A 13,830-nucleotide genomic window follows, 5' to 3' on the forward strand; every position below is an offset into this window, starting at 1 on the left:
ACCCGCCGAAGTCCTCGACGAACTACTCTCAGAACCACCCAAACCACCCACTGTTGCAATCACCGCGTGAAACCGCCGGCACAAAAGGGCAGTTTTGCGTCTGCTCACCGGGTTAATTGACCACGCCGCGGTGCGTGAGGTGCTCGATCAACGGTGCCGCACCGGCGGCGAGATGTTCGGACATCGCGGTACGCGCGAGGGTCTCGTCGTGTGCCTCCAGCGCGGCCAACAACTTCCGGTGATGTTCGGTCGACTGTTCCGGCCAGCCGGCGATGGTCGGGAACACCGACTCGGGCGCGTAGCGGGTGATCTGTGACATCAACTGGGCGAGCTTGGGCGAATCGGCCGCCACGTTGATCGCCTTGTGGAACTCGTGGTTGAGCCGAACGGCGCGCTCGTCGTCGTCGGCGATGTAGGCGTCTTCCAGTTCGGTCTGGATCTTCTCCAGTTCTCTGATCTGCGCCTCGGTGATGTTCGCGGCGGCCCGCGCGGCGAGTTCACCGCCGATGTGGGCCTGCACCTTCGCAACGTCAGCGAGATCCCGAGCGGTCACCGGGACCACCACGAAGCCGCGCCGGGGCTGCTGGGCGAGCAGGCCTTCCGCGCTCAGTACGAAGAGCGCCTCGCGCACCGGCGTGACGCTGACACCAAGTTCTGCGGCCAACTGATCCAGCCGGATGTATTGCCCCGCAGCATATGTGCCGTCGAAGATGCGCCTGCGGACATAGCGCGCGACGTCCTCGGCCAGCTGCGGCCGGAACGCGAACTCGGGTGCGGACATGGTCAGATCCGGTAGTCGGCGAGCAGTCGCTTGCTGATGATGTTCTTCTGGATCTCGCTGGTGCCCTCGCCGATCAACAGGAACGGCGCGTCGCGCATCAACCGCTCGATCTCATACTCTTTCGAGTAGCCGTAGCCGCCGTGGATGCGGAAGCTCTGCTGAGTGACCTCGGCGCAGAACTCGCTCGCCAGGTATTTCGCCATTCCCGCCGCGACGTCGTTGCGCTCCCCGGAGTCCTTGAGCCGGGCCGCGTTGACCATCATCAGGTGCGCGGCCTCGATTTTCGTTGCCATCTCCGCCAATTGGAACGCGATGGCCTGGTGGTCGGCGATCGGCTTGCCGAACGTCTGGCGTTGCTGCGCATAGCGCACCGCGAGTTCGAAGGCGCGGATGCCGACGCCACACGCCCTGGCCGAAACGTTGACGCGGCCCACCTCGATGCCGTCCATCATCTGGAAGAAGCCCTGGCCGGGTGCTTCACCGAGGATGTCGTCGGCGCTCGCCACGTAGCCGTCGAAGATCAACTCGGTCGTGTCGATGCCCTTGTAGCCAAGCTTGTCGATCCTGCCCGGAATCGTCAACCCTGGTGCGACTTCGCCGAAGCCGGTGGGCTTTTCGATCAGGAATGCGGTCAGATTGCGGTGCGGTTTGTCGGCGCCTTCGTCGGTGCGCACCAGCACGGCGACCAAGGTCGAGCTGCCGCCGTTGGTCAACCACATCTTCTGGCCGTCGATGGTGTAGGTGCCGTCGGCGTTGCGGGTGGCCCTGGTGCGGATCGCCGCGACGTCGGAGCCGAGTTCCGGTTCGGACATCGAGAATGCACCGCGGGTCTCGCCGGTGGCCATCCGGGGTAGGTAATGCTGTTTCTGACGATCGGTGCCGTGCTGACGGATCATGTACGCCACGATGAAGTGTGTGTTGATCACACCCGAGATGCTCATCCAGCCGCGGGCGAGCTCTTCGACACACAGCGCGTAGGTGAGCAGCGACTCCCCCAGCCCGCCGTACTCCTCGGGGATCATCAACCCGAACAGCCCCATCTCCTTCATCGCGTCGACGATGGCCTGCGGGTAGGTGTCGGTGTGCTCGAGTTCCTGTGCGGTCGGGATGATCTCTTTGTCGACGAATTGCCGGACCGTCGCGACGATCTCGGTCTGGAACTCCGTGAGCCCCAGCGTCTGCGCCAATCGCGTCATGGGCCGACCCTCTCGAACACGGCCGCCAGGCCCTGCCCGCCGCCGATGCACATGGTTTCCAGGCCGTAGCGGGCGCCGCGCCGGTTGAGCTCTCTCGCCAACGTCGCGAGCATCCGGCCCCCCGTCGCACCGACCGGGTGCCCCAACGAGATTCCCGAACCATGCACATTCGTCCGGTCGAGATCGGCCGGGCCGAACTGCCACTCCCGCATCACCGCCAGCGCCTGCGCGGCGAACGCCTCGTTGAGTTCGATCAGGTCGATGTCCGACAGTTTCAGCCCGGCCTTGCGCAGCGCCGCTTCGGTGGCGGGCACCGGGCCGATGCCCATGATGTTCGGCGCGACACCCGCGGAGCCCCACGACACCAACCGAACCAACGGCGTCAAGCCGAGTTCGTCGGCCTTCTGGGGCGTCGTCACGATGCACATCGACGCGGCGTCGTTCTGCCCGCTCGAGTTGCCCGCCGTTACGGTCGCCTCGGGATCCTGAGCCAGCAGAACAGGTTTGAGCTTGCTCAGCGACTCGACGGAGGTGTCGGCACGCGGATGCTCGTCGGTGTCAATCAGCTCCTCACCCTGGCGCGTATGCACCGCAACCGGGATGATCTCCTCGGCGAGGATGCCGTCCTTTTGCGCGGCGACCGCGCGTTGATGGGACGTCACCGCCAGCTCGTCCTGTTCGGCGCGCGTGATGCCGTACTGCCTGCGCAGGTTCTCCGCCGTCTCGAGCATGCCGCCCGGCACCGGGTAGTGCTTGCCGCCTGCGGTGGTGCGCCCACGCGCGAGACTGTCGTGCACCTTGACGCCCCCGCGGGCGCCACCCCACCGCATGTCGGTCGAGTAGAACGTCACGTTGCTCATGTTTTCGGCGCCGCCGGCAACGACGACGTCGTTGTCGCCGTTGGCGACTTGCAGCGCGGCCTGGATGACGGCCTGTAATCCCGAGCCACAGCGACGGTCGACCTGCATGCCCGGCACGGTCACCGGCAGCCCGGCGTCCAGCGCCACGACGCGTCCGATGGCGGGCGCTTCACTGCTGGGATAGCAGTGACCGAGGACGACGTCGTCGACCGCTGCGGGATCGATCCCGGTGCGCTCCAGCATTCCCTTCAGTGCGGCCACGCCGAGGTCGACGGCGGTCAGCGATTTGAACATGCCGCCGTAGCGGCCGATCGGCGTCCGAACAGGTTCGCAGACAACAACTTCACGCATCAGATGTGCCTTCCGCCGGTGACCTCGAGGACGGTGCCGGTCATGTACGACGACAGATCGCTGGCCAAGAACAACGCGACCTTGGCCACCTCGGCGGGCTCGCCCGCTCGGCCCATCGGCACCTCGGCCAACTTCTGGTCCCAAATGCGTTGCGGCATCGCTTCGGTCATCGCCGACCGGATCAGGCCCGGCTGAATCGCGTTGACCCGGACGCCGAGATGGGCGAGTTCCTTGGCGGCGGCCTTCGTCATGCCGACGATGCCCGCCTTGGCCGCCGAGTAGTTGGTCTGCCCGACCAGGCCGACCTTGCCCGAGATCGACGACATGTTGACGATCGCGCCGCGCTTGCTCTCGCGCATTATCGCCGCGGCCGCCTTGGTGCCGTTCCAGGTGCCCTTCAGATGTACGGCGATCACCTGATCGAACTGGTCTTCGGTCATCTTGCGCAGCGTCGCGTCGCGGGTGATGCCCGCGTTGTTGACCATGATGTCCAGGCCGCCGAACCTGTCGACGGCGGCGGCCACCAGCGCATCGACCTCGTCGGCCTTGGTCACGTCGCAGCGCACGGCAAGCGCCACCTGATCGCCGCCCAACTGCTTGGCCGCGGCTTCGGTGGCGCCGAGGTCCAGATCGCCCAGCACCACCCGCGCTCCCTCGGCGATGAACTGCTCCGCGATGGCATATCCGAGACCCTGCGCACCGCCCGTGACGACCGCGGTCTGACCGGCCAGTAACGACACCTGATCACCCCTTTTTGCTGGTCAAGGCCCGAGTTAAGGCCCCGTCAATCGCACATCATATTTCATATATGATCTCGGAAACCGTGGGCCAGCCAGCAGACGCAAATGGTTCCTTTTCCCGGCGTGTCGGGGCTTCCTACATCTGCTCGCGCCCAAAGAGCTGAAAGAGGAGCGCAATGACCGCGGACGTCAGCGACGACGATTTCCGGGAAATCCTGGCGCAGACCCGCCAATTCGTCCGCACCGCAGTGGTTCCCAGGGAGCAGGAGATCCTGACCGAGGACCGCGTTCCCGACGACCTGCGCGAGCACGCCAAGAAGATGGGACTGTTCGGATACGCCATCCCGCAAGAGTGGGGGGGCGTCGGACTCAACCTCGCCCAGGATGTCGAGTTGGCGATGGAACTCGGTTACACATCGCTGGCGCTGCGGTCGATGTTCGGCACCAACAACGGCATCGCCGGCCAAGTTCTCGTCGGCTTCGGCACCGACGAGCAGAAGGCGCGCTGGCTCGAGCCGATGGCCGCGGGACTCATCGCCTCCTTTGCGTTGACCGAACCGGGCGCGGGCTCGAATCCGTCCGGTCTGCGCACGAAAGCCGTACGCGTAGACGGTGACTGGGTCATCAACGGGCAGAAGCGTTTCATCACCAACGCGCCGATGGCCCACCTGTTCATCGTCTTCGCCCGCACCAGGCCCGCCGACGACGACGGCTCCGGCATCGCGGTGTTCCTGGTGCCCGCCGAAGCGGCGGGTGTCGTCGTCGGCGCGAAGGACGCGAAGATGGGCCAGGAGGGCGCGTGGACCGCCGACGTCAGTTTCGACGACGTCCGTGTGCCCGACGCGGCGTTGATCGGCGGCAGCGAAGACATCGGCTACCGGGCCGCGATGACGTCCCTGGCGCGCGGCAGGGTGCACATTGCGGCACTGGCCGTCGGCATCGCGCAGCGCGCCCTCGACGAATCCGTCGCCTACGCCGCCACGGCGACTCAGGGCGGCACGCCGATCGGCAATTTCCAACTGGTGCAGGCAATGATCGCCGATATGCAGACCGGCGTGATGGCGGGTCGGGCGCTTGTTCGCGACACCGCCCGACGCTGGGTCAGCGGCGAGGATCGCAGAATCGCACCGTCGGCGGCCAAGCTGTATTGCACCGAAATGGCGGGCAAGGTCGCCGATCTCGCCGTTCAGGTGCACGGCGGCAGCGGCTACATGCGGGAGGTTCCCGTCGAGCGGATCTACCGCGACGTGCGCCTGCTACGGCTGTATGAGGGCACCAGCGAGATCCAACGACTGATCATCGGCTCGAATCTGATCAAGGCGGCACAGAAGGAGACCAAGTGAGCGGACGGCTTGCGGACAAGGTCGCATTCATCACAGGCGCGGCGCGCGGTCAGGGCCGCGCACACGCCGTGCGGATGGCAGGTGAGGGTGCCGACATCATCGCCGTCGACATCGCAGGCGAGCTCCCCCCTTGCGTCCCTTACGATCCCGCGACGCCGGACGACCTCGCAGAGACCGTCAGCCTCGTCGAGGCGACCGGCCGCAAGATCCTCGCTTCCGTGGTCGACGTCCGCGACGCCGACGGACTCCGCAGCGCAGTCGACGACGGAGTCGCCGCGTTGGGCCGACTCGACATCATCGTGGCCAACGCCGGTGTATCGGCGCCGCAGACGTGGGATGCGATCACCGCCGACGACTTCCGCGACGTGATGGACATCAACGTGACCGGTACCTGGAACACCGTCATGGCAGGCGCGCAGAAGATCATCGACGGCGGCCGCGGCGGCTCGATCATCCTGATCAGCTCCGCCGCGGGCATCAAGATGCAGCCGTTCATGGTGCACTACACCGCGAGCAAGCATGCGGTCACCGGGATGGCGCGCGCGTTCGCAGCCGAATTGGGCAGATACTCCATCCGCGTCAACAGCGTGCATCCCGGTGCGGTCAACACCCTGATGGGCAGCGGCGACATGATCGGCTCGCTCGGCCGCGCCATCGAGACCTACCCGCAGCTGGCGCAGATGATCACACCGTTCCTGCCGACGTGGGCCGCAGAGCCGGAGGACATCGCCGACGCGGTGTGCTGGCTGGCCAGCGACGAGTCGAAAAACGTTACCGCGGCGGCAATCTCGATTGATCAGGGCATGACGCAGTACTGAATAGCAGACGCAAAATGTCCCGACACGCGCCGGAAGAAGTCTCAGCCGATGAACCGCACGATCGACTCGGCGACGGCCGCGGGCTTGGCAGAGCCCTCGATTTCCACGGTCGTCGTCAGCGTCGCCTGCACGGCCCCTTCCAGCTGGTCGACCTTGGTGATCTCGGCGCGGGCCCTGATCTTGGCGCCTACCTTCACCGGCGTGATGAAGCGCACCTTGTTGTAGCCGTAGTTGATCGCCATCGCGATGTTGGTGACGGTGTACATCTGCGACGTGAAATGCGGTAGCAGCGACAGCGTCAGCAGGCCGTGTGCGATCGTCCCGCCGAAGGGGCCGTTGGCCGCGCGCTCCGGATCGACATGGATCCACTGATGATCGTCGGTGGCGTCGGCGAACAGATTGACCCGCTCCTGGGTCACCTCGAGCCAATCCGTGGGACCGAGCTGGCTACCCTGGGCAGCGGCGAACTCTTCCAGCCCACTGAACTTCTTCACCACTTCTCTCCTTAACCGCCTAGAAGACGACCGTCTGGTTGCCGTATCGGATGATGCGATCCTCACAGTGCCATAGCACCGCTCGCGACAGAACAAGGCGTTCGACATCCGCGCCCAGCCGCGCGAGATCGTCGACGCCGTGACGGTGGTCCACCCGCACCACGTCCTGCTCGATGATCGGCCCTTCGTCGAGGTCCTCGGTCACGTAATGCGCTGTCGCGCCGACAAGTTTGACCCCACGCTCCTTCGCCCGCCGATACGGCGCGGCGCCGATGAAAGCAGGCAGAAATGAGTGATGAATGTTGATCAACGGACATCCGACGTCGGCAAGGAATTGCGGACTCAAAATCTGCATGTACCTGGCCAATACCACCAGATCGACGTTTCCGCGCAACAAGTCGAGTTGGCGCTGCTCCGCCTCCGCCCGATTTTCCTTGCTGACAGGCACATGCAGAAATGGCACGGAGAATGGGCGCACTTGATCGGCGAGATCGGGGTGGTTGGAAATCACCATCACAACCGACATGTCGAGTTCTCCGCGCCGATTACGCCACAACAGGTCGAGCAGGCAGTGGTCCTCCTTGGACGCCATGATTGCGACCCGTTTCGGCTTGGCCGCTTCGGTCAATCGGAAATCCATATCGAACCGCCCAGCCACCTGTTCGCGAAAATCGCGCTCCAACCCGTCGCGTGCTGCCGTCAGCCCGGGCAGGTGGAATATCGTCCGCTGCATGAACGTCCCGCCGGACTGCTCGGTGGAATGCTGATCCAGCGACACGATGTTGGCGCCTGCTCCCGTCAGGAATGCACTCACCGCCGCGACCAGGCCTGGCCGGTCGGCACACCGCAATAAAAGCCTGCCCACATCCTTCACTGGCAAACCCTCGGGACCTGCGGTCGGGTACTCCTCCTCCACGTGTGACAGGGTGTCACCCCAATACCGGTCCGGACGCAGAATCAGTACATATCGCCGCGATACCCGCCAGCAAGGATCCGCCGCGCCGGTATCGAAGGCGTCCGCAGGCGCGTCGGACGCGGGGCGCGGGTACCCCGCCGAAGGAATAGTTCGCGGCGCCGCCTGACCGGCAGCGCACAGCTCTTGTCGGGCTATTTCACTGGCTCAAAGATCATATAGCGAAAGAATCTCAAAATGTCTTACCCTCCCGCCGAACCAAATAATGGCACTGACTGTCAACTTCGCCATCCACCCCTCAGTAAGGTGATTACCAGTACCAATTCCGCATCCGATGATTGCCAGCAGAGCACTACCTCGACGCAGACGCGCAAGCAATTGACGTCCGCGCAGCTACGCGCAGGAAAAGTTTTTATTGCTAGCTGGAATCCGAGTTACTCGTGGCGTGATACTGATCTGCGTCAGCCAGCCACAACACCTTTGTTGACGTGCTGCCCTAGGAAGGGACAAGAATGACAGTTCCCCAGTCCGCGACTACCTGCCGCAAATTCGTCAGTCTAGAGCGAAGCCCGAGCTGCTGGGATCCAGCCAGTGAGTGCAGAATCGTATTCGCGCAGCCTTCGGTCGAGCGAGAACTTTGGCTGGATTATGTGCGGGGCGCGTGCCAGAGCTACCGCAAACACGGTGTCGAAAGGGCGCTCGACATGGAAGCGCTGCGAAGCGGCGAGGATACGGTGATCTTCGCGGCCTGCGTCAACGACGCAGGCCGCGTCCTCGCCGGCCTGAGAGGACGGGGTCCTTATCGGTCCGCCGATGAATGCCACGCACTGCTCGAGTGGAACGGCCAACCGGGTCAGGACGCGGTACGCAAGATGGTGACCGACCGACTGCCATTCGGCGTCGTCGAAATGAAAACCGCATGGGTGGCTGACGATCCCGACCGCGGCAGACAACTCACCAGCGCGATCTCCCGAACCCCGCTCCATGCGCTGAACCTTCTCGATATCCAATTCATCGTCGCGACCGCGGCAGAGTATGTCCTCAAGCGATGGCTTTCGTCCGGTGGACAGTTGGCGACCAAGATTCCGGCAACGCCGTATCCCGATGAGCGGTACCAGACCAAGCTGGCCTGGTGGGACCGCGCGACCTTCGCCAACCATGCTGACCCGAAACAACTTTCGATGTTCTTCACCGAGCAGAAGGAGATCGCAACACAAGTCACCGACGTCGCCACCGCGGGAAGCGTGTGATGACCTCGGCCATGGATGACGGCCAGCAGTGCAACGGAATAGTGCTCAGCGCAGGGGATCCGGCTGCCGATGCGATGCTGGCGGAACTTCGGGCCGACCGCAGTGTCGAATTCCTCGACACTGCGCCGCTACAGCTGGCCGCGCTGCACCGACTCAGGCCGCCACCCTCACCTGAGGTGGCCGACGAGGCCACCAGGTGGGTCTACTATCCGTGGCGCAGGACCGTCGTCAGTGCGCTCGGGCCGAAGGCCTTCCGGCTGGTTCGCCTCGACCGCAACAGGAATCTGATCACGACCGACGAGCTCGACCGCCTCAGCCGGCTTCGTGTCGGGGTCGTCGGCCTCAGCGTGGGCCACGCGATCGCCTATAACCTTGCCGTACAAGGGCTTTGCGGGAAACTACGACTCACCGACTTCGACGACGTCGAGCTGTCGAACCTGAACCGGGTGCCCGCGACACTTCTCGACTTGGGGGTGAACAAGGCCGTCGTGTGTGCAAGGCGGATCGCCGAACTCGACCCGTACCTTCCGGTCACGGTCATGCAGGCGGGCATCACCCCGCAGACGGTCGACGACTTCCTCGACGACATCGACATCCTCATCGAGGAATGCGATTCGCTGGACGCGAAAGTTCTTGTCCGCGAGGCCGCCAGAGCGCGCCGCCTGCCAGTGCTGATGGCCACCAGCGATCAGGGCCTGCTGGATGTGGAGCGGTTCGACCTCGACCCGGCGCGACCCATCATGCACGGCCTGGTGGGCGATCTGGATGCCTCGCGACTTGCGGGCCTGAGCAATAAGGACAAACTTCCGTATGCGCTTCGCATGACAGACGCCACCCGAGTCTCCCCTCGGATGGCGGCCTCACTGGTCGAGGTCGGTAAGACGCTGTCGACGTGGCCGCAACTCGCGTCGGAAGTCGCGCTCAATGTGGCCGTCGTTGCCGAAGCGGTGAAACGTATCGGGCTGCGCCAGCCGTTGCTCTCAGGCCGCGTGCGAATCGACACCGCTGCAGCACTCGAAATGCTTACAGAACCGCCGTTTGGTGTGCCGCAGCCAACCGACGAACCTGCCATTGACGTCGCACCGCAAGGGGCCGCCGAGAGTATCGCCGCTGCTGCTGCCCGAGCGCCCTCGGGCGGCAATGCCCAGCCATGGCACATCGAGGCGGGTGCCGGCACGGTGACGATCAAGCTGGCCCCCGAGCACACGACGGCGATGGACGTGCGTTACCGGGCCAGTGCGGTTGCGCTGGGTGCGGCGACCTTCAACGCCCGCGTCGCTGCGACCGCGCACGGTCTGGTCGGCGATGTGGACTTTCATCCCGGCGACGAGGCGTCGCCACTGATCGCGGTGGTCCAGCTCGCGCCGGGTGACGACCCGGAGCTCGCACCGCTCTACGACGCCATGTTGAGCAGGGAGACGAACCGACACCGCGGCGACCGCGTGGTCATCGCCGACAGCACCGCCGAAGCGCTCGGAACGGCCGCGCGAAACGAAGGTGCGCGCCTCGAGATCCTCAGCCAGACAGCAGACCTCGAACGAGCCGCGACCCTCCTCGCCGCAGCCGACCGCATCCGGTACCTGACGCCGCGGTTGCACGCGGAGATGTTCGCGGAACTCCGCATGCCAGGTGATCCGTCGCCGGAATCCGGTATCGACGTCCGCAGCCTCGAACTGGACCCTGCGGATCTGGTCATGCTCGACATCCTGCGGCGGCCGGACGTGATGGCCAACCTCGCGGCGTGGAACGCCGGATTTGCGTTGGGCGACGACACCTATCAGCGAGTGCGCGAATGCGCCGCGCTCGCCGTCGTGTCCGTCGCAGGCCGCAGCCTGACCGATTATGCGCGGGGCGGATCGGCCGTCGAATCGGTCTGGATCGCAGCACAACACCACGATCTTGCCGTTCAACCGGTTTCGCCACCGTTTCTCTATGCGCACGATGAGGAGGACCTCCGCGTGCTGTCCCCCGCTTTCGCCGGGGAGCTTCGAGATCTGCAATACAATTTCCGCAAGCTGGCCAACACCGCAGCGGACGAGTCACAGGTGTTGGTACTCAGGTTGAGTCGCGCACCGCGACCGTCGGTGGCAAGCCGGCGACGCGGACTGCATCGAATTTCGTCGCCGCGGGGCTGACGCCGATACGGAGGATCAGGTGCCGAGCAGCCTGGACATGGTCGTCACATCAGTGGCCACCGAACTGATGGGAGTCAACGCCGCCACGTCGGTCGAGGTGAGCCAGAACGTGCTCGCCGATCTCGTCGCGTACTTCGATGTCGATGTCAGCTTCCTGCGCCGCAACGATCACCGCATCCGCGCGTCCATCCTCGTCGCCGAGTGGCCGGTCCGGCCCGGTATTCCCGACCCGGATCCCCTCGCCGTCGTCTACTTCGCCGACGCCGACCCGGTCTTCGCGCTTTGTGAGCATCAGAAGGAACCGATCGTCTTTCGCCCTGAGCCTGCCACCGACGACTATCAGCGCACGATCAACGAGAGCAGACAGGTCGCGGCGACTTCGATGGCGTGTGTGCCGCTGCTGTCCGGTGACGTCACCACCGGTGTGCTCGGTTTCGTCAAGTTCGGCGACCGTGACTGGTCGCCGGAAGAACTCAACGCGCTCAAAGCGATCGCCTCGTTGTTCGCACAGGTGCAGGCCCGCGTGCTTGCCGAAGAACAACTCCGCTACCTCGCCGAGCACGACGATCTGACCGGACTGCACAACCGCCGCGCATTGCTGGCCCACCTCGACGCCAGGCTCGCCCTGGGAGAACAAGGGCCGGTGTCGGCGTTGTTTTTCGACCTGGACCGGCTCAAGGCCATCAACGATTATCTCGGCCACACCGCAGGCGACTGGTTCATCCGCGTCCTCGCCGAACGGCTGCGCGAAGGCGTCGAAGGACCCAGTTTGATCGCCCGCCTCGGAGGCGACGAGTTCGTCGTGGTGCCCGCCGCGCCGATGGACGCCGAGACCGCGGAGGCGCTGGCCTACCGCCTGCGGTCGACGCTGCGCGAACGGGTCGCCATCGACGGTGAGATGCTCACTCGCACCGTCAGTATCGGTGTGGCGCTTGGCGTTCCGGGCCGCGACACCACCTCGGATCTGCTGCGGCGCGCCGACCAGGCGGTGCTGACGGCCAAGAGCTCCGGCGGCAACAAGGTTGCGGTGTTCTCCGACGAGATGTCGCTGGACAGCGAGTTTCGCAACGACATCGAGCTTCACCTGCAGAGTGTGATCGAGAACGGCTTGCTGGTGCTGCACTACCTGCCGGAGGTCGACATGCGCACCGGGGAGATCCTGGCGGCCGAGGCACTGGTGCGGTGGGACCACCCCACTCGCGGGCTCCTGTCCCCCGACTCGTTCATCGGCGTTGCCGAATCGATAAATCTCGCAGGCGAATTGGGCCGTTGGGTGATGCGCGCAGCGTGCGCCGAATTTGCCCAGTGGCGGTCGCGTGGAGTGGGACACGAAACGGTGCTGCGCATCAACGTCTCACCGGTTCAGTTGGTCACCGACGGTTTCGTCGACACCGTCGCGGACATCATCGCCGAATTCGGGCTCGACGGTGGCTCGGTCTGCCTGGAGATCACCGAAAGCGTTGTGGTGCAGGACATCGAGACCACCCGCATCACCTTGGCCGGGCTCAAGCGGGCTGGCCTTCAGGTTGCGATCGACGACTTCGGCACCGGATACAGCGTGCTGTCACACCTGAAGTCACTTCCAGTCGACACGCTCAAGATCGACAGGGGGTTCGTGCGCGATCTGGGCTCCTCCCCGGGAGACCTCGCGATCGTGCGGGCCATCATCGCATTGGCGGAAGCGTTCGGGCTGCAACTGGTCGCCGAGGGCGTGGAGACCGAGACAGCCGCCCTCACATTGCTTCGGCACGGCTGCTACCGGGCGCAGGGGTTCCTGTTGTCGCGGCCGGTGGTCGGAGACGTGATGGAATCCCTACTGGCCAGGGGCCGGATATCCGTCGACTTTTCCGCAGCGCCACGTCTGTAGGCGGGTGTGCGCCTCGCGCATGTTCGCGGGCAACCGCCTGCTCATTGCCCGGCATGTGGAGGCGACGCTTTTGGGAAGCGGCTCAGAGCTCAGCAGTTCCAGACGGCCGAAGCGGCTGGCGGGTCGGCTGACCAGACACAGGCGCAGGGCGGCGTCGGCGGGTAACGGCCGACCGGCACCGGTGGCGGCCTGCGGCCCGCCTGCGGCGACCGTCACCCCGTGCCGCGCACGCACGGCCAGTGGACCGTCGGGCGTCATGAATTCGGCGCCCAGCACCTCGCCCTCCTCGAAGACGATGCGCTCCAGTGACGTCGCGTGAGAAATCTCGATTTCGCGGTCACGCGCCTTGGCGGTGAGCCACTCCATCACTGAGCCATTCACGTTGTCCGGATCCGGCGCGATCGATCCGATCTCGGCGACCTCGATCGCCTCGCCGTCGGCAGTACGCAACGTGGTCGACTGCCAGTCCACCACCCGGGTGGAGAGATAACCGTAGGGCGACACCAGGCAACGCGCCGCCCAGTCGCGCAGCCGGGCGCCGACGAAAGGTGGGACGGTGCCGCGCGCCTGCACCGGTTGGGCCTGATCCACCACGCGGATAGGCAGGTCGACGTCACCCGCGAACCTGGTCAGCGGACCCAGGTCGGATGACAAGGCGGCGAAGTATTCGTTGGTCTCCGGATCCGACACGTGCAGATCGAGCCAGTGCAGTCGGTCGACACGCGACCGGACGGCTACCGGTGTCCCGCCGGATCGGGCGTCGTCGGCACTGGCGACGAACACCTCGCCGTCCATGTCGACAACCGCCACCGAGTGCGCCAGCCCAGCAACCCCGGCGCCGGTACACACCACGTCGACTTCTAAGTCCCAGTTCACCGTTAATTACCTCGGTATTGCTAAATCGGACGATATCGATACCGCCGGCGAGTGTTCCGCCGCGGTTTTGGACGTGATGACCGGTGAGTTTGGGCGGACACGCTCGACAAATCCCGCGGTAGTTCAAACGGCCGACACGAAGTTGCCACAGCCCGCGCAGGGGTTCGAGGGGGTTTGCCAGCGCGAACTATGGCAACGGGAAGAAA

12 protein-coding genes are annotated in these 13,830 nt (G+C 65.0%); 5 read left to right on the forward strand and 7 right to left on the reverse strand.

The annotated features are described in order from the left end of the window. Positions 1 to 112: 112 nt before the first annotated feature. Genes A5724_RS22525 through fabG form a run of 4 tightly spaced genes read right to left on the reverse strand, consistent with a single transcriptional unit; the run spans position 113 to position 3,928 of the window. Positions 113 to 781: a GntR family transcriptional regulator gene (locus A5724_RS22525; protein WP_067807445.1), complete on the reverse strand. Its 669-nt coding sequence runs from the start codon at positions 779 to 781 to the stop codon at positions 113 to 115. Between the two features lie 2 nt (positions 782 to 783). Next, a complete protein-coding gene (locus A5724_RS22530; protein ID WP_067807448.1) occupies positions 784 to 1,977 on the reverse strand; it encodes an acyl-CoA dehydrogenase family protein in 1,194 nt (397 codons plus the stop codon). Beyond that, positions 1,974 to 3,188, reverse strand: coding sequence for an acetyl-CoA C-acetyltransferase (locus tag A5724_RS22535; protein WP_067807451.1), 1,215 nt, complete (start codon positions 3,186 to 3,188; stop codon positions 1,974 to 1,976). Before A5724_RS22535 ends, A5724_RS22530 begins: the two co-directional genes overlap by 4 nt. After that, on the reverse strand, positions 3,188 to 3,928 hold the full coding sequence (gene fabG, locus A5724_RS22540; RefSeq protein ID WP_067807455.1) for a 3-oxoacyl-ACP reductase FabG: 741 nt from the start codon (positions 3,926 to 3,928) through the stop codon (positions 3,188 to 3,190). Before fabG ends, A5724_RS22535 begins: the two co-directional genes overlap by 1 nt. 176 nt (positions 3,929 to 4,104) lie before the next feature. On the opposite strand from fabG, the gene A5724_RS22545 reads away from it, so the two are divergent. Then, complete coding sequence (locus A5724_RS22545; RefSeq protein ID WP_067807458.1) at positions 4,105 to 5,271, forward strand: acyl-CoA dehydrogenase family protein; 1,167 nt, start codon at positions 4,105 to 4,107, stop codon at positions 5,269 to 5,271. Beyond that, on the forward strand, positions 5,268 to 6,089 hold the full coding sequence (locus tag A5724_RS22550) for a mycofactocin-coupled SDR family oxidoreductase (RefSeq protein ID WP_067807461.1): 822 nt from the start codon (positions 5,268 to 5,270) through the stop codon (positions 6,087 to 6,089). Before A5724_RS22545 ends, A5724_RS22550 begins: the two co-directional genes overlap by 4 nt. A gap of 41 nt (positions 6,090 to 6,130) precedes the next feature. On the opposite strand, the gene A5724_RS22555 is transcribed toward A5724_RS22550, so the two are convergent. Continuing rightward, positions 6,131 to 6,583 (reverse strand): MaoC family dehydratase, encoded by a 453-nt coding sequence (locus tag A5724_RS22555; RefSeq protein ID WP_067807657.1) that lies wholly within the window; start codon positions 6,581 to 6,583, stop codon positions 6,131 to 6,133. 19 nt (positions 6,584 to 6,602) lie between these two features. Then, positions 6,603 to 7,508 (reverse strand): formyltetrahydrofolate deformylase, encoded by a 906-nt coding sequence (gene purU / locus A5724_RS22560; RefSeq protein WP_369830657.1) that lies wholly within the window; start codon positions 7,506 to 7,508, stop codon positions 6,603 to 6,605. 500 nt (positions 7,509 to 8,008) lie between these two features. Here purU and A5724_RS22565 point away from each other — a divergent pair, with 500 nt between their 5' ends. The 3 genes from A5724_RS22565 to A5724_RS22575 are packed head-to-tail and all read left to right on the forward strand — an operon-like array spanning position 8,009 to position 12,748. Continuing rightward, on the forward strand, positions 8,009 to 8,746 hold the full coding sequence (locus A5724_RS22565; RefSeq protein WP_067807464.1) for a hypothetical protein: 738 nt from the start codon (positions 8,009 to 8,011) through the stop codon (positions 8,744 to 8,746). Then, positions 8,746 to 10,881 carry an Rv1355c family protein gene (locus A5724_RS22570; protein ID WP_067807467.1) on the forward strand — a complete coding sequence of 712 codons (2,136 nt, stop codon included), beginning with the start codon at positions 8,746 to 8,748 and terminating at the stop codon, positions 10,879 to 10,881. The genes A5724_RS22565 and A5724_RS22570 overlap by 1 nt, the downstream gene beginning before the upstream one ends. 37 nt (positions 10,882 to 10,918) lie before the next feature. Next, on the forward strand, positions 10,919 to 12,748 hold the full coding sequence (locus A5724_RS22575; RefSeq protein WP_067807664.1) for a bifunctional diguanylate cyclase/phosphodiesterase: 1,830 nt from the start codon (positions 10,919 to 10,921) through the stop codon (positions 12,746 to 12,748). On the opposite strand, the gene A5724_RS22580 is transcribed toward A5724_RS22575, so the two are convergent. Continuing rightward, positions 12,695 to 13,624 (reverse strand): FAD-binding protein, encoded by a 930-nt coding sequence (locus tag A5724_RS22580; RefSeq protein WP_067807471.1) that lies wholly within the window; start codon positions 13,622 to 13,624, stop codon positions 12,695 to 12,697. The genes A5724_RS22575 and A5724_RS22580 overlap by 54 nt on opposite strands. Positions 13,625 to 13,830 lie beyond the last annotated feature (206 nt).

This window comes from Mycobacterium sp. ACS1612, assembly GCF_001667505.1.
In the GTDB taxonomy this organism is placed as follows: domain Bacteria; phylum Actinomycetota; class Actinomycetes; order Mycobacteriales; family Mycobacteriaceae; genus Mycobacterium.